Genomic DNA, 25,914 nt, shown 5'->3' on the forward strand with positions numbered 1-25,914 from the left:
CAAGCTGCAGCGCAGCAGGCTGGCGTTCAGGAACGGGGGAGGGCGCCCTGCAGGAACATCCGTACCGCCGAGCGGGCGCGGGCCTGGATCTGTGGCAACTGGGTGCCGTCGACCCAGCCATTGATGGAGCGGATGATCAGCCCGCCGAACACCAGCATGTAGAAATGATCGGCGGCCAGGTCCGGGTCCTCGATGCGTAGGCGTCCGGCGCGGGTCTCGCGCGCGAAGTATTCGCTCAGCAGCCGCTCCGCCGGCTGGATGCCGTGGGCGCGGAACCAGTCGCGCAGGGCCGGCTGGCTGTTGCCTTCGGCGGTGATGATGCGGTGGCAGGCGATGCGCGCCGGGCTGAGAATCTCCTCGACCATGTGGCAGGCCGCCTCTTCCAGCGCCTGTGCCGGCGGCAGCGGCGAATCCAGCAGCTCCTCCACCTCCTTGCCGAAGTCGCGGATGCTGCGCTCCATCAGCGCATGCACCAGCCCTTCCTTGTCGCCGAAGGCGCGGTACAGGGTAGCCAGCGAACCGCCGGCGCGCTTGACGATGTCCGACAGCCGCGCGCCCTGGTAGCCCTTCTCGTTGAATACCTCGATGGCGACGTCGAGGAAGCGCTCCACGCGCAGTTCGCCACGACGCTGCAGTTCCACCGCCGGGCGCGGCGGCAGCGTGGGCTTTTCCGTGGCAGGGTGCGGTGGTCTGCGCATGCGCGGTCGCGGGGAAATCGGGCGCCAAGGATAGCGCCGGCGTCCCTCAGGAGTTTGCGATGCGGATCGCAGCGGCAGCGGTCAACGGCGCCAGCAGCAGGCTGACCACCAGGCCGGCGGCGAGCAGCAGCAGCGCGCCGCTGGCGTCGAAGCCCTGGGCCGACGCGGCCACCGCGCCGGCGCCGAATACCAGCACCGGCACGTACAGCGGCAGCACCAGCAGCGCCAGCAGGATGCCCGAGCGGCGCATGCCCACGGTCAGCGCGGCGACCACCGCGCCGAGCAGGCTGAGCAGCGGGGTGCCCAGCGCCAGCGAGGCGACCAGCACCGGCAGCTGTCCGCGCGGCAGCTGCATCAGTTCGGCCAGCAGCGGGCTGACCAGCACCAGCGGGAAGGCGGTGGTCAGCCAGTGCGAGAACACCCGCACCGCGACCAGCCATGGCAGCGGCACCGGCGAGAGCAGCCACTGTTCCAGCGAGCCGTCCTCGGCATCGCCGCGGAACAGCGTATCCAGCGACAGCAGGCCGGCCAGCAGCACCGACAGCCACAGCACGGCCGAGGCCACGCGCTGCAGCAGCTGCGGATTGCCGCCGAGGGCCAGCGCGAACAGCGCCACCACCAGCAGCGCGAACAGGATCGGCTGCGCGGCATCGCCGCGGCGGCGCCACAGCAGTTTCAGGTCGCGCGCGAGCAAGGCCTTGGCGGCGTCGATCAGGGTGGGCTGCGGACCGGGCAGGCTCATGCGGCGGCCTCCGTAGCGGCGCCGAGCGTCAGCGTGCGGTTGCGCACCGGCGGCGCCGCATAGGCGCCGTGGGTGGTGACCAGGGTGCCGCCACCGCCACGCAGGTGCGCGGAAATCATGCGGTTGACCAGGTTGATGCCGTCCAGGTCGAGGTTGGCGTAGGGCTCGTCCAGCAGCCATACCGGTGCCGGCGACAACCACAGCCGGGCCAGCGACAGGCGTTTCTTCTGCCCGGCCGACAGTTGCCGCACCAGTGTGTCCTCGTAGCCGGCCAGGCCGACGATGGCCAGCGCGTTGCCGGGCATCTGCCGCACGCGCCGGCCCTGCAGGCCGCACAGCACGTGCAGGTTCTCCAGCGTGCCCAGGTCCTGCTTGAGCGCCGGCAGGTGGCCCAGGTAGGCGATGTAGCGCGAGCGGTCGCCGCTGCCGGCGGGGCGGCCGTCGATGCGGATCGTGCCTTCGTCGGCGCGCAGCAGGCCGGCGAGCACGCGCAGCAGGGTGGTCTTGCCGGCGCCGTTGCCGCCCTGCACCAGCAGGGCTTCGCCGGCGTCCACATGCAGGTCGAGCGGGCCGAACACCGGGTCGTCGTTGCGGGTGAAGCGCAGCCCGCGCGCATCGAGCAGCGGCGGAGTGTTCATGGTCGCGGTCATCGGATCGGGCGCTTCCGTCCTTGGGTGGGAGCGCAGGCAGGCTGGCGCATCGGGCGCGACATTATAGGCATTGCCGCCGCTGCTGCCGCAGCGCGCGGGCCGGAGAGGGCGGCCGTTGCCGCCGGCATTGCGTAAACTCGGCGCTTCCCTTCCCCGACGCCGACGCATCGATGCAACCGCAGACCAAGTTGCCCAAGGTGGGCACCACCATCTTCACCGTGATGTCGCAGCTGGCCGCCGAACACGGCGCCGTCAACCTGGGCCAGGGCTTCCCGGATTTCGCCGCGCCGCAGCGCCTGATCGACGAGACCGCCAAGGCCATGCGCGAGGGCCTGAACCAGTACGCGCCGATGACCGGCGTGGCGCCGCTGCGCCAGGCCATCGCGCAGAAGGCGCTGGACTGCTACGGCGCGCAGGTGGACCCGGAAACGGAGATCACCGTCACTTCCGGCGGCACCGAGGCGATCTTCAACGCCATCCACGCGGTGGTGCGCTCCGGCGATGAAGTCATCGTGCTGGATCCGGCCTACGACTGCTACGAGCCGGCCATCGACCTGGCCGGCGCGCGCGCGGTGCATGTCGCGCTCGATCCGCAGACCTTTGCCGTGGACTGGGACAAGGTGCGCGCGGCGATCACGCCGAAAACGCGCATGCTGATGGTCAACACCCCGCACAACCCCTCCGGCGCGATGCTCTCGGCGGCGGACATGCAGGCGCTGGCCGACGTGCTGCGCGGCACCGGCATCTACCTGGTCTCCGACGAGGTGTACGAACACATCGTCTACGACGGCGCCCGCCACGAATCGGCACTGCGCTACCCGGAACTGCGCGAGCGCGCTTTCGTCATCTCCAGCTTCGGCAAGACCTACCACTGCACCGGCTGGAAGATCGGCTACGCCATCGCGCCGCCGGCGCTGAGCGCCGAGTTCCGCAAGGTGCACCAGTACAACACCTTCACCACCTACGGCCCGGCCCAGCATGGCTTTGCGGCGATGATCCGCGACGAGCCGGAGCACCACCTGGAGCTGGGCGCGTTCTACCAGGCCAAGCGCGACCGTTTCCGCGAGCAGCTGCTCACCACCCGGCTGAAGCCGCTGCCGGTGCCGGGCGGCTATTTCCAGCTGGTGGACTACTCGGCCATCAGCGACCTGCCGGACCACGAGTTCGTGAAGTGGCTGACCATCGAGAAGGGCGTCACCGCCATCCCGCTGTCGCCGTTCTACGAAACCCCGCCGGCCGGGCAGCGCCTGGTGCGGCTGTGCTTCGCCAAGAACGACGCCACGCTGGATGCGGCGATCGAACGCCTGCAGAAGCTCTGAGTGCGCTGAAACCCCACAGGAGCGGTTTCAACCGCGAACGGGCTTTCCCGGCGAAGGCTCCATCGCGGCCGGCGCCGCTCCTGCGGGAAGACATGTATCCGGGAGACATCATGCAAGACCTCCGCATTTCGCTCGTACAGGGCGACACCCGCTGGCACGACCCGGCCGGCAACCGCGAACACTACGCCGCGCTGCTGGCGCCGCTGGCCGGCGCGACCGACCTGGTGATCCTGCCGGAAACCTTCACCAGCGGTTTCTCCAATGACGCCATTTTCAAGGCTGAAGGCATGGACGGCCCGACCGTGGCCTGGATGCGCGAACAGGCGCGCCTGCTGGGTGCGGTGGTCACCGGCAGCGTGCAGCTGCGCGTGGGCGAGGATGTGTTCAACCGCCTGCTGTGGGCCACGCCCGACGGCGGGCTGCCGCACTACGACAAGCGCCACCTGTTCCGTTACGGCGGCGAGCACGAGCGCTACGCAGCCGGGCGCGAACGCCTGTGCGTGGAGTTGAAGGGTTGGCGGATCAACCCGCAGATCTGCTACGACCTGCGCTTCCCGGTGTTCTGCCGCAACCGCTTCGACGTGGAACGCGCCGGGCAGATGGATTTCGACCTGCAGATCTTCGTCGCCAACTGGCCCTCTGCGCGCGCGCACGCCTGGCGGACGCTGGCGCGCGCGCGGGCGATCGAGAACCTGTGCTACGTGGCCGTGGTCAACCGCGTCGGCGTGGACGGCAACGGCCTGCATTATTCCGGCGACAGCGCGGTGATCGACTTCCTCGGCCAGCCGCAGGTGGAAATCCGCGAGCGCGAGCAGGTGGTGACCACCACCGTCTCGGCGCAGGCGCTGGCGGCCCACCGCGAACGTTTCCCGGCGATGCTGGATGCCGACGCCTTCACCCTGGGGTGACCCGGGAAACGACGCTGAACGCCGGCCGGATGATGTCGCCGGCCGCCACCTGCCGGATGCGTCGACGCTGCTAGGCTCGGCCCGTCACCTTGTTATGGAGAGCAAACCATGAAGATCCTGGCGGGAGCCCTGCTGCTGGCGGCTGTCGTTTTTGCGCCGTCCGCGCATGCGGCCGGCAACATCGACTGCGAGCTGCGTTTCAACCTGTCCGGCTGGTCGATCTTCTACAAGACCGCCACCGGCAACGGCACCATCACCTGCGACAACGGCGCCAGCATCCCGGTGAAGATCAGCGCCAAGGGCGGCGGCCTGACGGTCGGCAAGTCCACGGTCAACGATGGCCGCGGCAAGTTCACCGGCGCCTACAGCCTCAACGACCTGATCGGCACCTACGGCGGTGCCGAGGTGCATGCTGGCGCTTCCCGTTCCAGCAATGCGCAGGTGGTGACCAAGGGCGATATCTCGCTGGCCCTGGCCGGCACCGGCCGCGGCTGGGACCTGGGCGTGGGCTTCGGCAAGTTCGTGATCGAGCGCCGTTGAGTTTCGCGGCCTGATGCCCGGCCACCGGCCGGGTATCGGGATCACTCCTCCGCCACCGGGAACGCTTTCAGCGCCGCCCACACGATCGGCTTGGCCCATTCGGGCACCTGCGCGAACTCCTCCTGCGTGGCGGGGCAGAGGATCCGCCCACGCTCCACTTCCAGTACGAGCAGGGGTTCGGCCCTGCCGTCGGCGTCGGCAGGCAGGCTGTTGTCGTAGACGTGCAGCGTGGCCAGATGCGGCAGCAGTTCGATCAGGTTCAAGCGCGAACTGTCGAAGCGCTGGCGGATCTTGCCTTCGGGAATGTCATGGCCGCCCCTGGCAACACGGGCGGCGACGCGCTGCAGGTGCAGTTCGACGCTCTCCAGCCCGCAGAACCAGATGCCGACTTCGTGCCGGGTGCAGGCTTCGCGCAGCAGGGCGGGGATGGTGTTCGCGCCCAGCGTGGTTTCGAAGGCGTAATCGAGGTCGCCAGCCAGGGCCGAGCGCAGCCGCCGGGTACCTTCCTGCCAGGCGCTGGCATTGGCTTCCTCCAGTGGCCAGCCGCCCTCGACCAGTCGCCGGGTGAATGCATCCGGGTTGAACCAGGTGGCGCCATCCTCGGCCAGCATCGTGCCCAGCAGCGAACTCTTGCCGGCGCCATTGACGCCGGCAAGGACCAGGATCTTCGCCATCGCTTATCGCGGCTCGCCCAGGGCGATCCTGCGTCCGCGCCGGGCCGGGCGGGCCATGGCCTTCGCCAGGCGGCCATCCTGCAGCGCCGACAGGTGGGCGTCGAACTCGGCCTGCAGGGCCTGCAGCGATTGCGCGCGCTGTGCCGCAGTGGAATGACCGCTGGCTTGGTCGACCAGGCGCTGGTATTCCTCGGCCGACACCACCACCGCCTGCGGATGGTTGTGGTTGGTGACCACCACCGCGCCGCTCCTGAGTACCTTGCGCATCAGCTCCGGCCAGCCCTTGGCCTTGATGTCGCTGGCGGGCGTCTTTTCCAGATCAGGCAGATTCAGGGTGAGATCCATGGCGGCTGTCCGGTGGAAGGGGTAGGGGGGAAAATATCCCAAATTTCCCATTTTGGGTAAATTTTCCGGAATTGATTCAGGTCACAGACGATGTGATCCGGAAAATGGAACGCCCGGCGCTGGGCCGGGCGTTCTGGGGCGTGTGGAGGGCAGGACGCTGCCGCTCCAGCAGCAGATCAGCCGCCGCGCGGGCCGCTGCGGCGCGGGCCACCCGGACCACGGTTGCCGCCGGCCCCTCCCGGGCCACGGTTGCCACCCGGACCGCCGGGGCCGCGATTGCCGCCCGGGCCACGGTTGCCATTCGGACCACGACCGCCCGGACGGGCGCCTTGGGCCGGCTTGGGGCTGCCATACGGGCTGAAGCCCGGGGTGGCGTGGTCGGACGGGAAGCTCGGGGCATTGCCCGGATGGCCATACGGATGCTTGCGCTGGCCCTGGCCGGCGGCCTGGCCGCCACCCTGCGCACGACCCTGGCCAGCGCCCGGCGCACGGCCCTGGCCGGGACCGCCACGACCGGCGCCGCCGGCGCCCGGGCGCGGCTTGCCGTACGGACGGGCCTGGCCTTCGCCGGCCGGTCCACGGCCGGGGCCACGATTGCCGCCCGGGCCGGCGTTGCGGTGGCCGCTGGGGCCGGTGCTCACGCCTTCAGGCACGTACCAGGTGCGGAACGCGGCGGGATTGCCTTCCGGCAGGCTGCGGTCGCCCTTGGGCTTGCGCTGCTTGAACGGCTTCTGCGACTGCTTTGCCGCCGCTTCGCCGCTGACGGTCAGGCCGCCCTTGAAGCCGCCGCCCTTGCCGCCGCGGCCACGGCCGCGGTCTTCGCGCAGGGTGTCGAAGCGGCGCAGTTCGCGGCCTTCGTCGGCGGTGTTGTGGCCGTTGACGTAGGCATTGCCGCGGCCGCCCTCGCGCACGCGCACGGTGGTCTTGGCGGCCTTGCGCTGGCCGATCACCGGCTGCAGGGTCAGCGCCGACGGCGTGCCTTCCTCCAGCTTCAGTTCGGCACGCAGCGCCTCGACCTGGGCGGCCGGCAGCTCCTGCGAGTGGCCGCGCAGCAGCGGTTGCGGCAGGCCGATCTTGCCGTAGCGGGTGCGCTTGAGGCGGCTGACCTGGCAGCCCTGCGATTCCCACAGGCGGCGCACTTCGCGGTTGCGGCCTTCCTTGACCACCACGCGGAACCAGTCGTGCGAGTCGGTGCCGCCGATGCGTTCGATCTCGTCGAACTTGGCCGGGCCGTCTTCCAGCGCCACGCCACGGGCGAGGCGGTCGACGACGTTGTCCGGCACTTTCTCCTGGCCTTCCGGGGCGCGCACGCGCACCACGTATTCGCGCTCGACCTCGAAGGACGGATGCATCATGGCATTGGCCAGTTCGCCGTCGGTGGTGAGCAGCAGCAGGCCGGTGGTGTTGATGTCCAGGCGGCCGATGGCGATCCAGCGCGCGCCCTTGAGCGGCGGCAGCGACTCGAACACGGTCGGGCGGCCCTCGGGGTCCTCGCGGGTGGTCACTTCGCCTTCGGGCTTGTTGTAGACCAGCACGCGCGAGGGATCGGTCAGGGCGCTGGCGACGAAGCTGCGGCCGTCCAGGTCGATCTTGTCGCCGCTCTTGACCGACATGCCGGTCTGCGCGGTCTCGCCGTTGACCTTGACCAGGCCGTCGGCGATGCGCTGTTCCAGCGCGCGGCGCGAGCCGAGGCCGGCCTGTGCCAGGACCTTGTGCAGGCGCTCTTCGAGCTTGGGCTGTTCGACCGTGGCTTCGCGCTTGAGCGAGAGCTTGTTCAACGACGGCTTGCGGGGGGTGTCACTCATTCTGTTTGGCTCCGGCCGGCGTTTTCTTCGTCGGCCTCAGGTTCGGGATCGGCTTCGTCAACAGCCACGGTCGTCGTCGCGACGGCGTTGTTTCCGGTGTCTTCCACTTCCGCCGCGCGCTCTCCCGGCGCGGCGTCGGGTTCGCCCGTGGGGGCGGTGTCGGGTGCGGCGTCCCCGTCGTCGGGGGCTGCCGCGGTGTCGGTATCGCCGTGGCCGGCATCATCGTCGGCTGCGGCGGTTTCGGGCGTGGCCGCGCCGGCGGCGAGCGGGGCGGCCAACTGGCCGTCGTCGCCCAGCGGCAGCTGCGGCTCCAGTTCGCCGATGTCGCGCAGTTCGGACAATGGCGGCAGTTCGTCCAGCCGCTTGAGGCCGAAGTAGTCCAGGAAGCCGCGGGTGGTGCCGAACAGCGCCGGCTTGCCGGGCACGTCGCGGTGGCCGACCACGCGGATCCATTCGCGCTCTTCCAGCGCCTGGATGATGTTGCTGCTGACCGCCACGCCGCGCACCTGCTCGATCTCGCCGCGGGTGATCGGCTGGCGGTAGGCGATCAGCGCCAGGGTTTCCAGGGTGGCGCGGGTATAGCGGGTCTTGCGTTCGGTCCACAGCCGCGAGACCCAGCCGTGCACTTCGCGGGTGATCTGGTAGCGGAAGCCGGAGGCGACCTCGACCAGCTCCACGCCGCGGTCCTGGCAACCTTCGCGCAGCAGTTCCAGCGCGCGTTCGACGCTGCCCGGCGGCGCCGGCTGATCCTCGGGGAACAGCTCCTGCAGCTGCGCCAGGGTCAGCGGCTGGCTGGAGGCCAGCAGCGCGCCTTCGACGATGCGGTTGATCAGCGGTTGATCCATGTGTCGGGAATGTGGCTCAGGCGGGGTCGGGGGTGGCGTCGTCGAATTCGCCATCGTCGAATTCGCTGGAGAACTGCAGCGGCGCGTTGGTGTTGCCGGCGGCCAGCGACTTCACGTAGATCGGCGCCAGTGGCGGGCGTTCGCCCTGGCTTGCCTCAGCGACATGATGTTCCTGCACGATGTCCAGCAGCTGTTCCTTGGCCAGTTCCAGCAGGGCCAGGAAGGTGACCAGCACGCCGAGCTTGCCTTCCTCGGCGGTGAACAGGCTTTCGAAGCGGTGGAACCTGCCGTCCTCGAGCTGCTCCAGCACGTCGCCCATGCGCTGGCGCACGCTCAGCGCCTCGCGCTTGATCGCGTGGCCGCTGAACAGTTCGGCGCGCTTGAGCACGTCGTGCAGGGCCAACAGCATTTCCTTCAGGTCCACCGGCGGCGGCACCTTCACCGTGGTCCGGTCCGGCACGAAGGCGTGCGCCGGTGTGGTGTCGCGGTCCTGGCGGGGCAGGGCATCGATGTCCTCGGCGGCCTGCTTGAAGCGTTCGTACTCCTGCAGCCGGCGCACCAGCTCGGCGCGCGGGTCGGCCTCGTCGCCTTCCTCGCTGGGCGGGCGCGGCAGCAGCATGCGCGACTTGATCTCGGCCAGCATCGCGGCCATCACCAGGTACTCGGCCGCCAGCTCGAAGCGCAGCTCCTGCATGACGTTGATGTACTCGACGTACTGGCGGGTGATCTCGGCGACCGGGATGTCCAGGATGTCCAGGTTCTGCCGGCGGATCAGATACAGCAGCAGGTCCAGCGGGCCCTCGAAGGCGTCGAGGATGACTTCCAGCGCATCCGGCGGGATGTACAGGTCCTGCGGGATCTGCAGCACCGGCTGGCCATGCACCACCGCCAGCGGCATTTCCTGCTGCTGCGGAAAGGTGGGCGGCGCTGGCGGGTTCGCGGCGGGCGCGAGTTCTGAAGTCATCAGGGCGACATCGGGTGTTGCGAGCCTTTACGTTCCGGGTTCCCGCCCGGGACAGGGTCCTGTCTTCTGGATTGCAAGCCATGCGCGCCTGTCCGGCGTGCGTGCACATCAACAACGCGACATGCCGCGCTTTCATGCGGCAACGTCATCACAGGGAGGTCGTCTACACAGTCCGGGAAGGAATCGTGGATCGGTCGGACGGCGGTGGCCTTGCCTGCCGCCGCACCGGGCCGTTACAGACCGGCTGCGTGCAATGGCGTAAAGAGTAATCGCCCCGGCCGGGCGGTGTCCAGCGCCGAGGCGCTAGACTTGCCGGCCATCATTCAGCGGACAAGGAGCGGCGAGCCGTGTGGTACGTGATAGAAGGCTACGACGGGCAGGGCGTGCTGGCCGCGCGCCAGGCGGCGCGGGCGGCGCATCTGGCGCGGCTGCAGGCGCTGCAGGAGCAGGGGCGGTTGCTGCTGGCCGGCCCCTGTCCGGCGATCGACGCCGAGGACCCCGGCGTCGCCGGCTTCAGCGGCAGCGTGGTGATCGCCAGTTTCGACGACCTCGCCGCCGCCCGCGCCTGGGCCGGCGAGGACCCCTACGTGGCCGCCGGCGTCTACCAGCGCGTGGACGTGCGCCCGTTCCGCAAGGTGCTGCCGTGAGCCGGCCGGAGCGGATCGGGGCGGCCCTGCAGGCCGCATTCTCGCCCCTGCATCTGGAGGTGGAGGACGACAGCCACCGCCATGCCGGTCATGCCGGCGCACGCGACGGGCGGGGGCATTTCAATGTGGTCATCGTCAGCGAGGCCTTCGCCGGAATGGCGCCGTTGGCCCGCCACCGGGCGGTGTACGCGGCACTTGGCGACATGATGCAGACCGATATCCACGCGTTGTCGATCAAGGCGCAGACGCCGGCTGAAGCCGGCGGCTGATCCATGGCATGAGGCCGGGGCCACGTTCGGCCCGCGGCAGGCTCTGCCCAGGCGAGCCACAGGGCGGACACGATCTGTCCCGTCGACGACATCACCTGTAACAAATTGTTTACAAATTGGCGTGAAAACGCTTACAGTCGCCGCGACCCCTGCCTGCGGAGGGCATAGCGGTGGCGAAACCGGCAATCACCATCAAGGATGTTGCCCGTGAGGCGAAGGTCTCCGTCGCCACCGTGTCGCGCGCCCTCAACGGCCACGAGAACGTCGCCGAGCCGGTGCGCCAGCAGGTGCTGGAAGTCGCCCGCCGGCTCCGCTACACCCCGCATGCGGCCGCGCGCAGCCTGAGCAGCCGCAGCACGCAGACAATCGGTCTGGTGCTGCCCGACCTGCACGGCGAATTCTTTTCCGAACTGATGCGCGGCATCGATGGCGTGGCACGCACGCACCGCTGGCACCTGCTGGTGTCCAGCTATCACGGGGACCAGGAGCAGCAGGGCGTGGCCCTGCAGGCGATGCGCGGCCGCGTGGATGGCCTGCTGGTGATGTCGCCCTATGCGGCCGATCCCGGGTTCCTGAAGGACAACCTGCCGCCGGCGCTGCCCACCGTGCTGATCAATACGCCGCTGGTGGACGGCCAGTACCCGGCCTTCGGGATCGACGACCATGCCGGCGCGATGGCCATGACCCGGCACCTGCTGGAAACCGGGCGTCGCCGCATCGCCTTCATCGCCGGCCCCGAAGCAAACCATGACGCGCGCGAGCGCCTGCGCGGCTTCGAGGAAGCGATGGCCGGATCCGCCGCAGCCGCCCAGGGCATCGTCCTGTCCGGCGGCTTCGACGAGGCGTCCGGGTACGCGGCCGGACAGGCGCTGCTGCGTGAGGCGCGGCTGCCCGACGCGGTGTTCGCCGCCAACGACATGATGGCGCTGGGCTGCCTGTACGCCTTCAACCAGGCCAGCGTGCGCGTGCCGCAGCAGGTGGCGCTGGCCGGCTTCGACGATATCCCGCTGGCACGTTTCGTTCACCCCTCGTTGACCACGATGCAGGTCAGCATCGCCGACCTCGGTGGGCGGGCGACCTCGCATCTGCTGCACATGATCGACCGCGATGACGCATCGGGAGGCGGCGGCGCGATCCTGGTACCCAGCTTGATCGTGCGCGACTCGACATCCCGACGAGAAACGTCCTGACCCGTTGTCCCTGCGCTGGAGCCCCCGGCGACAACGCACCGGAACGAACCGAATGGCAGCCGCGCTGCCGCACCCGGAGAGCAAGATGAACCATTCCGCTACCCGCAAGACGCACCCGGCCCGCAGGCTGCTCAGCTGCGCGCTGGCCAGTTGCCTCGTGCTCGGCGCTGCCCCGGCGTTCGCGCAGAGCACCGGCGCCACCATCCGTGGCCAGGTGATGGCCGATTCGGCACCGGCCGCACAGGCGCAGGTAACCGCGACCAACCTCGCCACCGGCCTGAGCCGCAGCGTGCAGAGCACGGCCAATGGCGGTTACTCGCTGGCCGGCCTGCCGCCGGGCACCTATCGCGTGGACGTCAGTGCCGGCGGCAAGAGCAGCAGCCAGAACATCACCGTGCAGGTCGGCCAGACCGCCACCGTGAACCTGGGCGTCGGCGGCGTGGCCGAAACCGCGGGCGGCGCGGCTACTACCCTGGAAGCCGTGCAGGTGACGGCGCAGGCGCCTGTCGAGACCAAGACTTCGGAAATCGCCACTTACGTGACTTCCAAGCAGATCGATGCGTTGCCACAGAACACCCGTAATTTCCTTGCTTTCGCCGACACCGCGCCCGGCGTGCAATTCATTACCGATGCCAGCGGCAATACGCGCGTGCGCTCGGGAGCGCAGAGCGCGAATGCGGTCAACGTCTTCATTGATGGCGTAGGCCAGAAGAACTACGTCACCACGGGCGGTATCAGCGGACAGGACACCAGCCGCGGAAATCCGTTCCCGCAATCGGCGATCGGCGAGTACAAGGTCATCACCCAGAATTACAAGGCCGAATACGACCAGTTGAGCAGTGCGGCGATCGTGGCGGCCACGCGCTCGGGAAGCAACGAGTTCGACGGCAGCTTTTTCTGGGATCACACCAGTACCGATTGGCGTTCGCGCAGCCGCTTCGAAAATCGCGATGGAGCGGCCAAGGCCCAGAGCAAGCAGGAGCAGTATGGCGTCTCCTTCGGTGGTCCCCTCATCAAGGACGTCGCGCATTTCTTCGTTGCGTACGAAGCAAAGGAATACCTGACCCCGCGGACCTTCAATCTTGGCCGTGGCTACAGTCCCGCGGAGCTGCCGGCGGACCTGCAGGCCCAGTACGGCAACGGGACCAGCACGTCACCGTTCAAGGAAGACCTGTACTTCGGCAAGATCGACTGGCTGTTCGGCGAGAACCACTATTTCGAGTTGACGGCAAAGTATCGCGACGAGAGCGAGACGATCCAGGTACAGGATCAGCGCCTGCCGCTGGCGGCGACCCTGAACGAGAACAACGAGAAGCGCGTCGATCTGCGCTACCAGTTCAGCAGCTACAACTGGCTCAATGATGCGCACATCACCTACGAGGATGCGTTCTGGAGCCCCCGGCCGGCCAACTTCATTCCCGGCTATTACCTGAGTGACGGCAACTGGTGGGACACCATCGTCCGCAGCGGTGGTGGCGACAACTACCAGGACAAGGGGCAGAAGGGCTGGTCGGTGCAGGACGACCTGACTTTCAACGGTTGGGACGGCCACACCGTGAAGATGGGGGTCAAGTACAAGCAGGTGGATCTGCAGACCCTGGAGCAGAACAAGTACAACCCGCAGTTCTATTACGACATCCATGAAAGCCTGGCGATACCGACCCACGTGGAGTTCGGTGCGCCGGTGCCGGGGTTCGGCAACGGCACGGTCAAGTCGAACAACAAGCAGTTCGGCCTCTACATCCAGGACGACTGGGAGGTCAATGAGCACCTGACCCTGAATCTGGGCGTGCGTTGGGATTACGAACGCACGCCGAGCTATGACGATTACGTCACGCCTGCCCAGGTCGTGTCCGCATTGCAGGCATCCAATGCGAACCTGCCCAATTCGGGCGTGAACATCAACGACTACATCAGCACCGGCGGCAATCGTTCGTCGGACAAGAACAACTGGGCGCCGCGGTTCGGCTTCTCCTACGACATCCATGGCGACCAGCGGCACGTGATATTCGGCGGTGCAGGGCGCTCGTATGACCGAAACCTGTTCGATTACCTGCAGAACGAAGTATCCAAGGCGAGCTGGGGAACCTACACGTACGACTTCAACACGCCGCTGCATCCATGCGACACCGCTACCGCGGCCACTTGCCGCGACTGGGATCCGCGCTATCTGGATCCGGAATTCCTGCGTGCGTCGTCGGTGGCCGGTTCGCGGGAAGTATTCCTGAACAACAACAAGCTGGTGGTGCCTTATTCGGACCAGTTCAGCCTGGGAATGCGCAATACCTTCGCGGTGCTGGGCAACGACTGGAATACCGAGGTGGCCTACTCGTATGTGCGCAGCCATGACGGCATCGCCTTCCTGCTGGGCAACCGCCGTGCGGATGGCAGTTTCTTCCCGACGGATCCGGCGGGCGCGACCGATCCGCCGCCGTGGGGCGCAGGGTTCGCGCCGTTCTCGAACCTGATTCTTGCCCAGAATGCCCTGGAGACGAAGAGCAAGTCGGTCTACGTGAAGCTCGAAAAACCTTACACGAGCGAATCGCGCTGGGGAGTGACCCTGGCCTACACCTACACCGATTCGGAACAGAACAGCCCGATCGACGGATGGCCGGGGGCGTTCAATGCCGAGACGGTCCGGGACTACGGCTGGTTCCCCGGCAAGGTGCCCGAAAACAGGATCGTGATGACGGGCATCTGGGATGGTCCCTGGGGCACTACGTTCTCGGGCAAGGGAACCTGGGCCGATGCGACCCCGCGCTATTACCAGAACTGCAATGTTTCCGCCTGGGCCTACTGCCACTTCGAAAGCTATACGCCAGGCGAGGATTTCAAGCAGATCGACCTGGCGATGGAAAAGGTGTGGGATACCGGCAGCAACATCCGCTTGCGCATCCGCGGCGATGTGTTGAACGTATTCAACTGGCCGAATTACGACGGCTACGAGGATTGGAGGGGCGGAGCCGGTGAGCCGCAGAATCCTGCCTGGGGCAAGCCCATTTCGATCGCGTTGCCGACCCGCACCTTCAAGCTGTCCTTCGGCCTGGACTGGTAAGGCCCCGCTCCCGGCCGCCGGCAACGGCGGCCGGGCCGCCTGCCCGCAGGCATCCCCGTCGTTCCACGGTTCCATCCAACGGAAAGCGTCTTGAGCATCCCGCGTACCACCAAGCTGTTGCTGTGCACCGCCGCCGGCCTAGCGCTGGGCCTGCTGGGCGGGTGCGGCAAGGCGCCCGAGCCGACACCGAAGGTGCTGCCCCAGGTGATCCTGATCGAACCGGACCTGCCGCCGCGGCCGATGAAGCCCGAACTGCCGCCGCTGTTCGACGACATCGAGCGGCGCACCTTCCAGTTCTTCTGGGACACCACCAACGAGCAGAACGGGTTGACGCCGGACCGCTATCCGTCGCGGCCGTTCGCCAGCATCGCCTCGGTCGGTTTCGCCCTGACCGCCTATCCGATCGGCATCGAGAACGGCTGGGTCAGCCGTACCCAGGCGGTGGACCGCACGCTCACCACGCTCCGCTTCCTGCGCGACGTGCCCACCGGCCCGCAGCGCACCGGCAAGGCCGGCTACAAGGGCTTCTACTACCACTTCCTCGACATGCAGGATGGGCGCCGTTACGACAGCTGGGTGGAGCTGTCCAGCGTGGATACGGCGCTGCTGCTGATGGGCGTGCTGTTCGCGCAGTCCTATTACGACGGCAACGATGCGCGCGAGAAGGAGATCCGGCAGATCGCCGACACGCTCTACCGGCGCGTGGACTGGCAGTGGCTGCAGCGCAACAAGCCGCTGGTGTCGATGGGCTGGTTCCCGGAAAGCGGCTTCATCCAGCACGACTGGATGGGCTACAACGAAGCGATGATGCTCTACGTGCTGGCGCTGGGCTCGCCGACGCATCCGGTCCAGCCCGATGCGTGGACGGTGTGGACGCGCACCTACGACAACGACTGGGGCGTGTTCCAGGGGCAGGAGTACCTGTCGTTCGGCCCGTTGTTCGGCCACCAGTACAGCCACGTCTGGATCGACTTCCGCGACATCCAGGACGCCTACATGCGCGAGCGCGGCATCGACTACTTCCTCAACAGCCGCCGCGCCACGCTGGCCCAGCGCGAATACGCCATCGCCAACCCGATGCAGTGGAAGGACTACGGCGAGAACGTCTGGGGCCTGACCGCCGGCGACGGTCCACAGAACACCACCCAGGAATACAAGGGCGAGCAGCGCCAGTTCCGCCATTACTCCGCGCGCGGCGCGGGCCTGCGCGAGAACTTCGACGACGGCACCATCGTGCCGTCGGCGGCGATTTCTTCGCTGCCGTTCGCGCCGGAGGTGGTGATTCCGGCCACGCAGGAAATGCACCGGCGCTATGGCGATTACCTGTATTCCAGCTACGGCTTCCTGGATTCGTTCAATCCCAGCTTCAATTACGACATCCCGCTCAAGACAGGGCGCCTGATCCCGGACCGCGGCTGGGTGGCCAGCGACTACATCGCCATCGACCAGGGGCCGATCCTGGCCGGCATCGCCAATTACCGCGACGAATTCGTCTGGAACGTGATGAAGAAGAATCCCTATGTCCGCAAGGGCCTGGAGCGCGCCGGCTTCACCGGCGGCTGGCTGTTGCCGGAAGGGGAGGAGTGGCAGCCGCTGCAGAAGGACGACAAGGCCGCCGCCGCGCGCGCGGTGGGCATCGCCGAATCGCGCGCCGCCGCTGCGCAGGAGCAGAAAGCGGCGGACAAGCCTGCGGCGCGGCCGCAGTAGGCCGGGGCGATGGCGCTGCGCGTGTCCGCATTGTTGTGCCTGCTCCTGCTGGCCGGCTGTGCGCGGCCGCCGGACGGCATCACCCTGCGCTTCTGGGCGATGGGGCGCGAGGCCGAGGTGGTCGGCGAACTGGTGCGCGAGTTCGAGGCCGAGAATCCGGGCATCCGCGTCGACGTGCAGAACATCCCGTGGACGGCGGCGCACGAAAAACTGCTGACCGCCTATGCGGCCGATGGCCTGCCGGACATCTGCCAGCTGGGCAACACCTGGATTCCCGAGTTCGCCACCCTGCGCTCGCTCACGCCGCTGCAGCCCTACGTGGCCGGCTCGCGCGAGGTCGTACCCGATGACTATTTTCCGGGCATCTGGGATACCAACGTGGTCGAGGGGCAACTGGTCGGCATTCCCTGGTACGTGGATACGCGGCTGCTGTTCTACCGCAAGGACCTGCTGCGGCAGGCCGGCTACGACCATCCGCCACGCGACTGGGCCGAGTGGGAGCGGATGAACGCGGCGTTGAAGCAGGTGATCGGCGCGAACCGCTACCCGGTGCTGATGCCGCTCAACGAATTCGAGCCGCAGCTGTCGCTGGCCCTGCAGCAGGACGATGCGCTGCTGCGCGACCACGACACCCGCGGCAATTTCGAAAGCCCCGGTTTCCGCCGCGCGCTGGGCTTCTACGCCAATATGTTCGAGCAGGGCTGGGCGCCGAAGATGTCCGAAACCCAGATATCCAATGTCTGGGACGAGTTCTTCCGCGGCTTCACCGTGTTCTACCTGTCCGGGCCCTGGAACATCCGCGAGTTCCGACAGCGCCAACCGGCGTCGCTGGAGGGCGAGTGGGGCACCGCGCCGCTGCCGGGGCCGCACGGGCCCGGGGCCGGCATCGCCGGCGGCACCAGCCTGGTGATCTTCCAGTCCTCGCAGCACAAGCAGGCGGCGTGGAAGCTGATCGAGTTCCTGTCGCGACCGGCCATGCAGCAGCGTTTCCACGCCCTCATCGGCGACCTGCCGCCACGCCGCAGCGTGTGGCAGAGCGCGGCATTGCGCGACGACCCGCTGGCGGCGGCCTTCGGCGAGCAGCTGGAGCGGGTCAAGCCCACGCCCAAGGTGCTGGAGTGGGAGCGCATCGCCCAGCAGATGCGGGTGGTGACCGAGCAGGTCGTGCGCGGCGGCCTGCCGCAGGACAAGGCAGTGCAACAACTGGACAGGCAGGTGGACGACATCCTGGCCAAGCGGCGCTGGATCGTCGAACAGCAAGGCGCGGAGGGGGCGCGATGAAGCGGCGACCGCTCGCAGGCTGGGTGTTCGCCGCACCCGCGCTGATCGTCATCGGCGTGTTCTTCGGCCTGCCGGTGCTGTCGGCGCTGGCGCTGAGCCTGACCGATTTCGACCTGTACGCGCTGGCCGACCCGCACAACCTGCGCTTCGTCGGCCTGCACAACTACCTGGACCTGCTGCGCACGCCGATGTTCTGGAAGTCGCTGGGCAACACCGCGTATTTCGTGGTGCTGGGCGTGCCGCTGTCCATCGCCCTGTCGCTGGGCGCGGCGATGCTGCTCAACGCGCCGGCGGCGCGCTTCAAGGCGCTGTTCCGCACTGCGCTGTTCGCGCCGGTGGTGACCACATTAGTGGCGGTGGCGGTGATCTGGCGCTACCTGTTCCACACCCGCTACGGGCTGGTGAACTGGGCGCTGGGGCACGCCGGCATCCATCCGGTGGACTGGCTGGGCGACCCGCACTGGGCGATGCCGACCATCATCCTGTTCGCGGTGTGGAAGAACTTCGGCTACAACATGGTGATCTTCCTGGCCGGGCTGCAGGCCATCCCCAGGGACCTGTACGAGGCCGCGCGCATCGACGGCGCCTCGCGCTGGATGCAGTTCCTGCACATCACCCTGCCGATGCTCGGGCCGGTGCTGCTGGTGGTCGGGGTGATCACCGTGTCCGGCTATTTCCAGTTGTTCGCCGAGCCCTACGTGATGACCCGCGGCGATCCGCTGCAGAGCACGGTGAGCGTGCTGTATTTCATGTTCGAGGAAGGCTTCAAGTGGTGGAACCTGGGACGCGCCTCGGCGGTGGCGTTCCTGCTGTTCCTGATCATCCTCGGCGTGACCACGCTGATGCTGCGCTTCGGCAAGCGCAGGGAGTTGGTATGAGCCGCGAGATCGGCCAGTCACGTAGCTGGGGTTGGTGGGTAAACGGCGCCCTGTTGTTGCTGGCCCTGGTCAGCCTGGCGCCGCTGGCGTGGATGGTGTCGGTGTCGTTCATGCCCAGCGGGCAGGCCTCGCAGTTCCCACCGCCGCTGCTGCCGGCGCAGGCCACCGCCGGCAACTACCGCGAACTGTTCGCACGCACCGGCATGGCCGGCAACTTCCTCAACAGCCTGGGCATGTCGGTGAGCATCACCCTGGGCTCGCTGCTGTTCAATACGCTGGCCGGCTATGCCTTCGCCAAACTGCGCTTCGCCGGCCGCGAGCGGGTGTTCCAGGGACTGCTGGCGGCGCTGGTGATCCCGGCACAGGTGGCGATGCTGCCGCTGTTCCTGCTGATGAAGCAGCTGGGACTGGTCAACACCTGGGGCGGGGTGGTGGTGCCGGCGCTGGCCAGCGTGTTCGGCATCTTCCTGGTGCGCCAGTACGCGCGCTCGATCCCCGACGAACTGCTGGAGGCCGCGCGCATCGATGGTGCCAGCGAGGCGCGCATCTTCTTCCAGATCGTGCTGCCCATGCTCAAGCCGGTGCTGGTGACGCTGGCGATCTTCACCTTCATGGGCGCATGGAACGACTTCATGTGGCCGCTGATCGTACTGACCGACCAGGAGCACTACACCCTGCCGGTGGCGCTGGCCTCGCTCTCGCGCGAACACATCATGGACGTGGAGATGATGATGGCCGGCGCGGTGATCACGGTGCTACCGGTGCTGCTGCTGTTCCTGCTGCTGCAGCGCTACTACATCCAAGGCCTGCTGCTGGGCAGCGTCAAAGGCTGACCGGCCCCCTGCAGGGGCGCACAGAGGTGCGCATCCTGCAGATGCTTTCCCCCGCAAGCACCGTCGCGGTGCTCCCGCAATCTGCGAAAATCCAGCACCGGCCGCCGACAACTCCAGATCCGTCGTGATGAAAAAGCACCTCGCCCTCCTGCTGTTTTCCATCGCCGCACTGGCCGGCAACGGGCTGGCGGCCGAGGGCGGGAGCCGGGTGCTGGCGAAGTTCGACGACATCGGCGCCTGGCAGCTGGTCACCTCGCCGCAGGTCAGCGGCTCGCTGCGGCCGGTGAGCGGCAATGGCGGCCGCGCATTGTGCCTGGACTACGACTTCCACGAGGTTTCCGGCTATGCGGGCATCCGTCGCCGGCTGGATGTCACCTGGCCGGAAAACTACCAGGTGTCGTTCGGGCTGCGCGGCGATTCGCCGGCCAACGACCTGCAGTTCAAGCTGATCGATGCCAGCGGCGACAACGTGTGGTGGGTCAACCGCGGCGGCTATGCCTTCCCGAAGAACTGGACGCGGGTGAGCTACCGCAAGCGCCACATCGAGAAGGCCTGGGGGCCGGGCCAGGACAAGATCCTGCGCCGCAGTGCCGCGGTGGAGTTCACCATCTACAGCAAGGTGGGCGGCAAGGGCACGGTCTGCTTCGACCAGCTGACGCTGCAGCCGCTGCCCAGGGAAGACACCTCGGCGTTGACCGCCTCCGTCATCGCCGACACCGCGACCGCGCTGCAGCAGCGCATCGCCGACGGCAAGCCGGACACGGTGTGGATCAGCGGCGGGGTCAAGCAGCAGACCGTCAGCCTGGACCTGGGCAAGGTGCGCGAGTTCGGCGGCGCGGTGATCCAGTGGGTGCCGGGACTGGAGGCATCGCGCTACACGGTGCAGGCTTCCAGCGACGGGCGCGACTGGCGCAGGCTGCGCGAGGTCACCGCCGGCGGTGGTGGACGCGATTGGCTGGCGCTGCCCGAGACCGAGGCGCGCTACCTGCGCTTCGACCTGATCGACGGTCCCAGCTGGCGCTATGGCATCCGTGACATCAGCCTGAAGCCGCTGGATTTCGCCGACACGCCGAACGATTTCGTGCGCTCGGTGGCGCGCGATCTGCCACGCGGCGCGCTGCCGCGTGGTTTCAGTGGCGAACAGCCGTACTGGACCCTGCTCGGCCTGGACGGCGGCCGCGAGCAGGCTCTGATGGGTGAGGACGGCACGCTGGAAGCGGTGCGGGCCGGCTTCAGCATCGAGCCGTTCGTGGTGCTGGACGGCAAGGTGCTGGGCTGGGCCGAGGTGACGACCGGCCAGCGCCTGCAGGACGGCTACCTGCCGGTTCCCTCGGTCGACTGGAAGCACGACAAGTTCGACCTGCAGGTGACCGGCTTCGTGCAGGGCCGCCCCGAACAGGCGCAGCTGGTGGCGCGTTATCGCCTGCACAACCCGGACAAGGTGGCGCACGAGTACCGGCTGGCGCTGGCGGTACGCCCGTTCCAGGTCAACCCGCCGAGCCAGTTCCTCAACACCGTCGGCGGGGTGAGCCGGATCGAGCGGCTGGCGGTCCAGGGCGGGCAGGTAGCGGTCAACGGCCAGCCGCGGGTGTTCGCCGCGACACCGCCCGACGCCGGCTTCGCCAGCGCGTTCGACAGCAAACTCGACGTCACCCACCTGGCCGACAAGACTCTGCCGGGCACGCGCGAGGTCAACGATCCGACCGGGCTGGCGTCCGGCGCGATGCTTTACACATGGAAGCTGGAGCCGGGGCAGAGCCGCGAGGTCGCGCTGGTGCTGCCGCAGACCGGCGCCTGGGCGATGCCGGCCGGCTTCGATGCCGACAAGGCGCAGCAGCAGGTCGCGGCGATGTGGCGGCAGAAGCTGGACCAGGTGCGGTTGCAGCTGCCCGACGCCGGCCAGCCGCTGGCCGACACGCTGCGCACCGCGCTGGCGCACATGCTGATCTCGCGGGTGGGGCCGAGCCTGCAGCCGGGCACGCGCTCGTATGCGCGCAGCTGGATCCGCGACGGCGCGATGATTTCCGAAGGCCTGCTGCGCCTGGGCCGCGAGGATGCGGTGCGGCAGTACCTGGACTGGTATGCGCCCTACCAGTTCGACAGTGGGATGGTGCCGTGCTGCGTGGATGCACGCGGCAGCGATCCGGTGCCGGAGAACGACAGCCATGGCGAGCTGATCCACGCCATCGCCGAGTACTGGCGGCACACCGGCGACACGGCTTTCCTGCAGCACATGTGGCCGCACGTGCTGGCGGCCTGGGGCTATATGGAAGACCTGCGGCTGGGAGAGCGCACGGAGGAAAGCCGCGCGCGCAACCCGGGCTTCTACGGGATGATGCCGGCCTCGATCAGCCACGAGGGCTACTCGGCCAAGCCGGTGCATTCGTACTGGGACGATTTCTGGGCTCTGCGCGGCTACAAGGACGCGGCCGACATGGCCGTGGCGCTGGGGCTGGAAACCGAGGCCGAAGCGATGGCCGGTTCGCGCGACCAGTTCCGCCAGGACCTGGACGACTCGCTGCGCGCGACCATGGCCGCGCACCGGATCGACTACCTGCCAGGCTCGGTGGAACTGGGCGATTTCGACGCGACCTCGACCACCATCGCGCTGGCGCCTGGAGGCGAGCAGGGCCGCCTGCCGCAACCGGCGCTGGACAACACCTTCGAGCGTTATTGGCGGCAGTTCGTCGAGCGTCGCGACGGCAAGCGGCAGTGGAAGGACTACACCCCCTACGAGTGGCGCAACGTCGGTGCGTTCGTGCGCCTGGGCTGGCGCGAACGCGCATGGGAGGCCAGCGAGTTCTTTTTCAAGGACCGCGCGCCGCCGGCCTGGAACCAGTGGGCCGAAGTGGTGTCCTCGACGCCGCGCACGCCGTTCTTCGTCGGCGACCTGCCGCATGCCTGGGTGGCCTCGGACTTCGTGCGTTCGGCGCTGGACATGTTCGCCTACGAGCGCGAGATCGACGACGCCATCGTGCTTGCCGCCGGCGTGCCGGCAACCTGGCTGGCGGGCAAGGGCATCGCCGTCGAGGGGCTGCGCACCGCGCATGGCCGCCTGCAGTACTCGCTGGTGCGCAGCGACCGGCAGCTGACCCTGAAGGTCGGCGATGGCCTGCGCCTGCCCGCCGGCGGGCTGGTGTTGCCGTGGCCCTACGAAGGCGCGCCGGGCCAGGCCAGCGTCAACGGCGAACCGGCGCCGTGGTCGGGCAACGAACTGCGGATCACGGCGCTGCCGGCGAAGGTTGAGATCGAGATCCCGGCCGAGCTGCGGCGCGGCGAGCGCGGCCGCCGCTGAGAGCCGAGTCCGCCACCGCTTCTGCGGCCGGCGGCCGTCTTCGCGCTGGCTGGGCAGCTCAAGGCTGCGCTGCCGACGCGGGCGTCCGTATCGCCGAGCCCCGGGGGCGCAGCCCTGGCCTGCGCGTGGATCGGGTTTGCGCGGGGCGTGCGGACGGGATGTGAATCTTTCCCGTGGGCGCGGCGCACCGCGCGGGGCTTACTGGCACTGGAAGTCCTGCGTTCCCAACGGCTGGCAACCGTCACCCCAATGGCCGGTCTGCCGCCAGTAGCCGGCGACGCCGGTTTCGACCAGCAGCTTCTTGAAATCGGGATGGGCGCGCAGGTCGGAGTAGGGGGCGTTCCACAGGGCGACGTAGGCTGCCGGTGCCATCGCCCCTTCGGCGAAGCCCTCCTGTGCTTCCAGGCCCGCACGCAGCGTCGCCACCGCCAGCCCGGCATCGCCCAGTGCGTCGGCCACGCTGGTCCAGACGTAGGCGCGTTCGCTGCCGCCGCCATAGCCGGGGTCGGCCAGTGCCTTGCGGACCAGGGCGAGCATGGCCGCGCGGTCGTCCAGCGCGCCGCCGAGCGCGGCGAAGAACGGCGTATCGAAATCACGGCCCTTGCCGAGCAGGCGCTGGTGGAGCCCGCGCAGTTCCTCGATCCCGCCCGGACGCCTGCCGGCGAGCTGGCGGAAGAAGGCCACGGCATCCGGTTCCAGCTGGCTGCCCTCCAGCGTCCTGCCGCGCAGGTATTCGGATTCGGCATCGGCATAGCGGCGCGCGGCGGTGTAGTCGTACTGCAGGTCGCGCGAAAGGTAGAGCGCCATCGGCTCGACGGCGCGCGCCTGCTCCACCAGGGCGATGGTGTCGTCCAGGTGGCCCATGGCATAACGCATGAACACGTAGTCCCAGACGCGCTCCTTGCTTGGCGGGCCGGACTCCGCGATCTGCCTGACCAGTACGATGGCCTCGGCCCGGCTGCCTTCGCGCCACAGCGCATTGGCGCGCTCGCGCCTGGCCACCCAGCTGTCCGGCGCGATGCGCGCGATCTGCGCACGCACCTGCTGCGCCTCGGCCCTGAGCTGTCGCGCCTGCGCACCGCCAAGCTCCTGCGCCATGGCGTTCAACGACGCCGCCAGCGCATCGCGGCACAGCACGCACTGCGGGTCCATGGCGACCATTTCCCGCGCCAGGCGCAGGCGTTCGCGGTCGTGTTCCAGGTCGAAGCGTTCGGCCATGACGATGCCGCGCCAGCGCAGGTAGCGTTCGTAGACCTCGACCTGGGTGGTGCCGCCCTGTCCGCGGTTGAACCGGGCCACGTCCAGTTTCACGCTCAGGGCGAGCGCCACGTCGCGGGAGATTTCGTCCTGCACCGCGAATACGTCGCGCAGCTCGCGCGCGTAGGTCTTCGACCAGAGATAGCGGCCGTCCGCGGCGCGGAGCAGCTGGGCGGTGACCCGCAGGCGGTCGCCCTCGCGGCGGACGCTGCCTTGCAGCAGATGGTCGACGCCGAGCTTCCTGCCGATCGCCCGCGGCGTTTCGTGCCTGCCCTTGAACGAGAAGCTCGACGTGCGCCCCACCACGCGCAGCGCAGGCGCCTGCGCCAGCTGGTCGAGGATTTGCTCGGCCAGGCCGTCGGCCAGATAGCCCTGGTCGCCGGCCCGGGACAGGTCCTCGAACGGGAGCACGGCCAGCGACACCTCGGCGGCAGGCCGGTCCGTGGCCGTCCGCCACGGTCCTGGCGGCAACAGCCATGCGAGTGCCGCGAGCACCGACAGCACTGCGGCCATGACGGTCACGGCGATGGCCGGCCGGTGCCGGTGTCCACCGGATGGCGCGGGCGCCGCCGGGACGGTGCCGGCTCCGTCGTCGCCGGGAGGCGCCGGGACTTCGGCTTCGGTGCCGGCCGCCGCGACCGGCAGGTCGAAGCGGTAACCGATGCCATGCACCGTATGCAGCCGCCGCGGGTGCGCCGCATCCTCGCCCAGCGCCTGGCGCAACAGGCTCATGATCCGGTTTAGCACGCTCTGGGTGACGTGGCGGTGGCCCCAGACGGCATCGAGGATCTCGTCCCGGGTGAACGCGCGGCCGGGCGCGCCGGCCAGCAGCGCCAGCACGGCGAATGCCTTGGGCTCCAGCGCCTGCTCCCGCCCGGCCCGCCACAGCCGGCGCCCGGCAAGGTCGATGACCACATCGTCGAAGGCGAACCGTTGCGGGGGGAATTGCGGCATATCGGCTCCGGAGGGTGAAAGCCATTCTTGTCAACAACCTGCCTGCGGCCTGCGGCGGTCAGGCGCTTCCTAAGCTTTTCCTCACGAACCTGCGCATGGCCTGAGCCGTTCCGAAAGACCTGCCGAAGCCGGGGGGGGACGCTCGCACAACACGCCATCAGCGTCGGGAGAGAGTGCCATGAATGAACACGCCAGAGTGGCCGCGGGACAGCGCCGGCCGGCGGCGCATGCGATGGACGAGCGCCTGCTGCGCTGGAGCGGTCGCCTGTTCCGTCTGGTGGCGCTTGCCGGCATGGCGGTTTTCGGCAGCTACATCCTGCTCCGCGCCAGCGGCGCGACGTTCCGGAATTTCGCGCAGTGGCGGCCCTTGCTCGAAGGCCAGCCGATGCCCGCCCTGTCGGACTGGGTCGCCAACATCGGCATCGGGATGCACTTCGCGATGGGGGCGATCCTGCTGTTCGCCTGGCCGATCCTGTTCTCGGCCACGATCCGCGCGCGTCACCGGGCCGTGCATCGCTGGACCGGGCGGGTCTATGTGAGCGCCGGGTTCCTGGCCGGCTGCGGCGGGCTGTCCTTCATCTTCGCCCACGGCGCCTATACGCCCGCGGCGTCGGTCGCGTTCGGCATCTGGGGCGGGGTGATGATGCTCAGCGCGGTCATGGCCTATGTCCATGCGCGGGGGCGGCGGTTCGACCTGCACCGGGCGTGGGTCATCCGGCTGTTCGCCATGGTGCTCGGCTCGTGGCTGTTCGATATCGAATTCCGCGCCTGGAAAGACCTTACCGGCGGCGCCGGTATCGGGCCGGGCGAGGCCAGCGGCTTTTTCGATTATGCGCTGCTCTACCTGTTCTTCGTCCCCAACCTGCTGGTCGCCGAGTTCTTCATCCGCAACAAGCACAGACGGATCGTCTTGCCGCCTGCATGGCGCTGGCCAGCGCTGGCAGGATTGGCCGCGGTCGCCGCGGTCTTCGTCTATGCGGTGGTCGTGGTGAGCGCGACCGGCACCGGCAAATACGGCAGGCACCTGTTGCAGCTTGTGACCGGTTGAAGGGACGCAC

The 25,914-nt window shown here is 68.4% G+C and carries 22 protein-coding genes; 13 read left to right on the forward strand and 9 right to left on the reverse strand.

Going from position 1 to position 25,914, the window contains the following annotated elements; all coding sequences use genetic code 11:
- Nucleotides 1-26: 26 nt before the first annotated feature.
- Genes QMX80_RS00360 through ccmA form a run of 3 tightly spaced genes read right to left on the reverse strand, consistent with a single transcriptional unit; the run spans nucleotide 27 to nucleotide 2,090 of the window.
- On the reverse strand, nucleotides 27-698 hold the full coding sequence (locus tag QMX80_RS00360) for a TetR/AcrR family transcriptional regulator (protein WP_282274524.1): 672 nt from the start codon (nucleotides 696-698) through the stop codon (nucleotides 27-29).
- Nucleotides 699-744: 46 nt separating this feature from the next.
- A complete protein-coding gene (gene ccmB / locus QMX80_RS00365; protein WP_055769452.1) occupies nucleotides 745-1,440 on the reverse strand; it encodes a heme exporter protein CcmB in 696 nt (231 codons plus the stop codon).
- Nucleotides 1,437-2,090 carry a heme ABC exporter ATP-binding protein CcmA gene (ccmA, locus tag QMX80_RS00370; RefSeq protein WP_055769451.1) on the reverse strand — a complete coding sequence of 218 codons (654 nt, stop codon included), beginning with the start codon at nucleotides 2,088-2,090 and terminating at the stop codon, nucleotides 1,437-1,439. The genes ccmB and ccmA overlap by 4 nt, the downstream gene beginning before the upstream one ends.
- Nucleotides 2,091-2,260: 170 nt before the next feature.
- Here ccmA and QMX80_RS00375 point away from each other — a divergent pair, with 170 nt between their 5' ends.
- The 3 genes from QMX80_RS00375 (at nucleotide 2,261) to QMX80_RS00385 (ending at nucleotide 4,857) form a co-directional block, all read left to right on the forward strand.
- Nucleotides 2,261-3,409 carry a pyridoxal phosphate-dependent aminotransferase gene (locus QMX80_RS00375; RefSeq protein ID WP_282274527.1) on the forward strand — a complete coding sequence of 383 codons (1,149 nt, stop codon included), beginning with the start codon at nucleotides 2,261-2,263 and terminating at the stop codon, nucleotides 3,407-3,409.
- A gap of 110 nt (nucleotides 3,410-3,519) precedes the next feature.
- A complete protein-coding gene (locus QMX80_RS00380; RefSeq protein WP_282274528.1) occupies nucleotides 3,520-4,317 on the forward strand; it encodes an amidohydrolase in 798 nt (265 codons plus the stop codon).
- 108 nt (nucleotides 4,318-4,425) lie between these two features.
- The gene (locus QMX80_RS00385; RefSeq protein ID WP_273083911.1) at nucleotides 4,426-4,857 is read left to right on the forward strand and encodes a hypothetical protein; all 432 of its coding nucleotides are present in this window, start codon (nucleotides 4,426-4,428) and stop codon (nucleotides 4,855-4,857) included.
- 41 nt (nucleotides 4,858-4,898) lie between these two features.
- On the opposite strand, the gene QMX80_RS00390 is transcribed toward QMX80_RS00385, so the two are convergent.
- From QMX80_RS00390 to QMX80_RS00410, 5 genes are all read right to left on the reverse strand, one after another.
- Nucleotides 4,899-5,531, reverse strand: coding sequence for a hypothetical protein (locus QMX80_RS00390; protein ID WP_282274529.1), 633 nt, complete (start codon nucleotides 5,529-5,531; stop codon nucleotides 4,899-4,901).
- Nucleotides 5,532-5,534: 3 nt separating this feature from the next.
- Nucleotides 5,535-5,876 (reverse strand): type II toxin-antitoxin system prevent-host-death family antitoxin, encoded by a 342-nt coding sequence (locus tag QMX80_RS00395; RefSeq protein ID WP_282274530.1) that lies wholly within the window; start codon nucleotides 5,874-5,876, stop codon nucleotides 5,535-5,537.
- A 176-nt stretch (nucleotides 5,877-6,052) separates the two neighbouring features.
- The gene (locus tag QMX80_RS00400) at nucleotides 6,053-7,681 is read right to left on the reverse strand and encodes a pseudouridine synthase (protein ID WP_282274531.1); all 1,629 of its coding nucleotides are present in this window, start codon (nucleotides 7,679-7,681) and stop codon (nucleotides 6,053-6,055) included.
- Nucleotides 7,678-8,526 carry an SMC-Scp complex subunit ScpB gene (scpB, locus tag QMX80_RS00405; RefSeq protein ID WP_273083905.1) on the reverse strand — a complete coding sequence of 283 codons (849 nt, stop codon included), beginning with the start codon at nucleotides 8,524-8,526 and terminating at the stop codon, nucleotides 7,678-7,680. The genes QMX80_RS00400 and scpB overlap by 4 nt, the downstream gene beginning before the upstream one ends.
- A 16-nt stretch (nucleotides 8,527-8,542) precedes the next feature.
- On the reverse strand, nucleotides 8,543-9,490 hold the full coding sequence (locus QMX80_RS00410) for a ScpA family protein (protein ID WP_055769435.1): 948 nt from the start codon (nucleotides 9,488-9,490) through the stop codon (nucleotides 8,543-8,545).
- 347 nt (nucleotides 9,491-9,837) lie between these two features.
- Between QMX80_RS00410 and QMX80_RS00415 the strand changes: the two genes are divergently transcribed.
- From QMX80_RS00415 to QMX80_RS00455, 9 genes are all read left to right on the forward strand, one after another.
- Complete coding sequence (locus QMX80_RS00415) at nucleotides 9,838-10,137, forward strand: YciI family protein (protein WP_055769433.1); 300 nt, start codon at nucleotides 9,838-9,840, stop codon at nucleotides 10,135-10,137.
- Nucleotides 10,134-10,406 (forward strand): BolA family protein, encoded by a 273-nt coding sequence (locus tag QMX80_RS00420; RefSeq protein WP_055769431.1) that lies wholly within the window; start codon nucleotides 10,134-10,136, stop codon nucleotides 10,404-10,406. The genes QMX80_RS00415 and QMX80_RS00420 overlap by 4 nt, the downstream gene beginning before the upstream one ends.
- Before the next feature lie 170 nt (nucleotides 10,407-10,576).
- Nucleotides 10,577-11,596 carry a LacI family DNA-binding transcriptional regulator gene (locus QMX80_RS00425; protein WP_282274534.1) on the forward strand — a complete coding sequence of 340 codons (1,020 nt, stop codon included), beginning with the start codon at nucleotides 10,577-10,579 and terminating at the stop codon, nucleotides 11,594-11,596.
- 85 nt (nucleotides 11,597-11,681) lie between these two features.
- A complete protein-coding gene (locus tag QMX80_RS00430; RefSeq protein ID WP_282274535.1) occupies nucleotides 11,682-14,651 on the forward strand; it encodes a TonB-dependent receptor in 2,970 nt (989 codons plus the stop codon).
- A gap of 144 nt (nucleotides 14,652-14,795) precedes the next feature.
- The gene (locus QMX80_RS00435) at nucleotides 14,796-16,358 is read left to right on the forward strand and encodes a glucoamylase family protein (protein ID WP_235504312.1); all 1,563 of its coding nucleotides are present in this window, start codon (nucleotides 14,796-14,798) and stop codon (nucleotides 16,356-16,358) included.
- A gap of 9 nt (nucleotides 16,359-16,367) precedes the next feature.
- Complete coding sequence (locus QMX80_RS00440; protein ID WP_282274536.1) at nucleotides 16,368-17,639, forward strand: sugar ABC transporter substrate-binding protein; 1,272 nt, start codon at nucleotides 16,368-16,370, stop codon at nucleotides 17,637-17,639.
- On the forward strand, nucleotides 17,636-18,517 hold the full coding sequence (locus tag QMX80_RS00445) for a sugar ABC transporter permease (protein ID WP_055769426.1): 882 nt from the start codon (nucleotides 17,636-17,638) through the stop codon (nucleotides 18,515-18,517). The genes QMX80_RS00440 and QMX80_RS00445 overlap by 4 nt, the downstream gene beginning before the upstream one ends.
- The gene (locus tag QMX80_RS00450; protein ID WP_282274539.1) at nucleotides 18,514-19,350 is read left to right on the forward strand and encodes a carbohydrate ABC transporter permease; all 837 of its coding nucleotides are present in this window, start codon (nucleotides 18,514-18,516) and stop codon (nucleotides 19,348-19,350) included. The genes QMX80_RS00445 and QMX80_RS00450 overlap by 4 nt, the downstream gene beginning before the upstream one ends.
- 127 nt (nucleotides 19,351-19,477) lie before the next feature.
- A complete protein-coding gene (locus tag QMX80_RS00455; protein ID WP_282274540.1) occupies nucleotides 19,478-22,645 on the forward strand; it encodes a discoidin domain-containing protein in 3,168 nt (1,055 codons plus the stop codon).
- A 198-nt stretch (nucleotides 22,646-22,843) separates the two neighbouring features.
- Here the strand turns inward: QMX80_RS00455 and QMX80_RS00460 are convergent, their stop codons facing one another.
- On the reverse strand, nucleotides 22,844-24,856 hold the full coding sequence (locus QMX80_RS00460; protein ID WP_282274541.1) for a winged helix-turn-helix domain-containing protein: 2,013 nt from the start codon (nucleotides 24,854-24,856) through the stop codon (nucleotides 22,844-22,846).
- 178 nt (nucleotides 24,857-25,034) lie between these two features.
- Between QMX80_RS00460 and QMX80_RS00465 the strand changes: the two genes are divergently transcribed.
- A complete protein-coding gene (locus QMX80_RS00465; RefSeq protein WP_282274542.1) occupies nucleotides 25,035-25,904 on the forward strand; it encodes a DUF2306 domain-containing protein in 870 nt (289 codons plus the stop codon).
- Nucleotides 25,905-25,914 lie beyond the last annotated feature (10 nt).

The sequence above is a fragment of the Stenotrophomonas sp. PS02297 genome (assembly GCF_029959705.1).
GTDB lineage: Bacteria > Pseudomonadota > Gammaproteobacteria > Xanthomonadales > Xanthomonadaceae > Stenotrophomonas > Stenotrophomonas nitritireducens.

Excerpts from the sequence above, each read along its gene's own strand:
- QMX80_RS00360 (WP_282274524.1), bottom strand. The coding sequence starts at position 698 with ATGCGCAGACCACCGCACCCTGCCACGGAAAAGCCCACGCTGCCGCCG.
- ccmB (WP_055769452.1), bottom strand. The coding sequence starts at position 1,440 with ATGAGCCTGCCCGGTCCGCAGCCCACCCTGATCGACGCCGCCAAGGCC.
- ccmA (WP_055769451.1), bottom strand. The coding sequence starts at position 2,090 with ATGACCGCGACCATGAACACTCCGCCGCTGCTCGATGCGCGCGGGCTG.
- QMX80_RS00375 (WP_282274527.1), top strand. The coding sequence starts at position 2,261 with ATGCAACCGCAGACCAAGTTGCCCAAGGTGGGCACCACCATCTTCACC.
- QMX80_RS00380 (WP_282274528.1), top strand. The coding sequence starts at position 3,520 with ATGCAAGACCTCCGCATTTCGCTCGTACAGGGCGACACCCGCTGGCAC.
- QMX80_RS00385 (WP_273083911.1), top strand. The coding sequence starts at position 4,426 with ATGAAGATCCTGGCGGGAGCCCTGCTGCTGGCGGCTGTCGTTTTTGCG.
- QMX80_RS00390 (WP_282274529.1), bottom strand. The coding sequence starts at position 5,531 with ATGGCGAAGATCCTGGTCCTTGCCGGCGTCAATGGCGCCGGCAAGAGT.
- QMX80_RS00395 (WP_282274530.1), bottom strand. The coding sequence starts at position 5,876 with ATGGATCTCACCCTGAATCTGCCTGATCTGGAAAAGACGCCCGCCAGC.
- QMX80_RS00400 (WP_282274531.1), bottom strand. The coding sequence starts at position 7,681 with ATGAGTGACACCCCCCGCAAGCCGTCGTTGAACAAGCTCTCGCTCAAG.
- scpB (WP_273083905.1), bottom strand. The coding sequence starts at position 8,526 with ATGGATCAACCGCTGATCAACCGCATCGTCGAAGGCGCGCTGCTGGCC.
- QMX80_RS00410 (WP_055769435.1), bottom strand. The coding sequence starts at position 9,490 with ATGACTTCAGAACTCGCGCCCGCCGCGAACCCGCCAGCGCCGCCCACC.
- QMX80_RS00430 (WP_282274535.1), top strand. The coding sequence starts at position 11,682 with ATGAACCATTCCGCTACCCGCAAGACGCACCCGGCCCGCAGGCTGCTC.
- QMX80_RS00440 (WP_282274536.1), top strand. The coding sequence starts at position 16,368 with ATGGCGCTGCGCGTGTCCGCATTGTTGTGCCTGCTCCTGCTGGCCGGC.
- QMX80_RS00445 (WP_055769426.1), top strand. The coding sequence starts at position 17,636 with ATGAAGCGGCGACCGCTCGCAGGCTGGGTGTTCGCCGCACCCGCGCTG.
- QMX80_RS00450 (WP_282274539.1), top strand. The coding sequence starts at position 18,514 with ATGAGCCGCGAGATCGGCCAGTCACGTAGCTGGGGTTGGTGGGTAAAC.
- QMX80_RS00455 (WP_282274540.1), top strand. The coding sequence starts at position 19,478 with ATGAAAAAGCACCTCGCCCTCCTGCTGTTTTCCATCGCCGCACTGGCC.
- QMX80_RS00460 (WP_282274541.1), bottom strand. The coding sequence starts at position 24,856 with ATGCCGCAATTCCCCCCGCAACGGTTCGCCTTCGACGATGTGGTCATC.
- QMX80_RS00465 (WP_282274542.1), top strand. The coding sequence starts at position 25,035 with ATGAATGAACACGCCAGAGTGGCCGCGGGACAGCGCCGGCCGGCGGCG.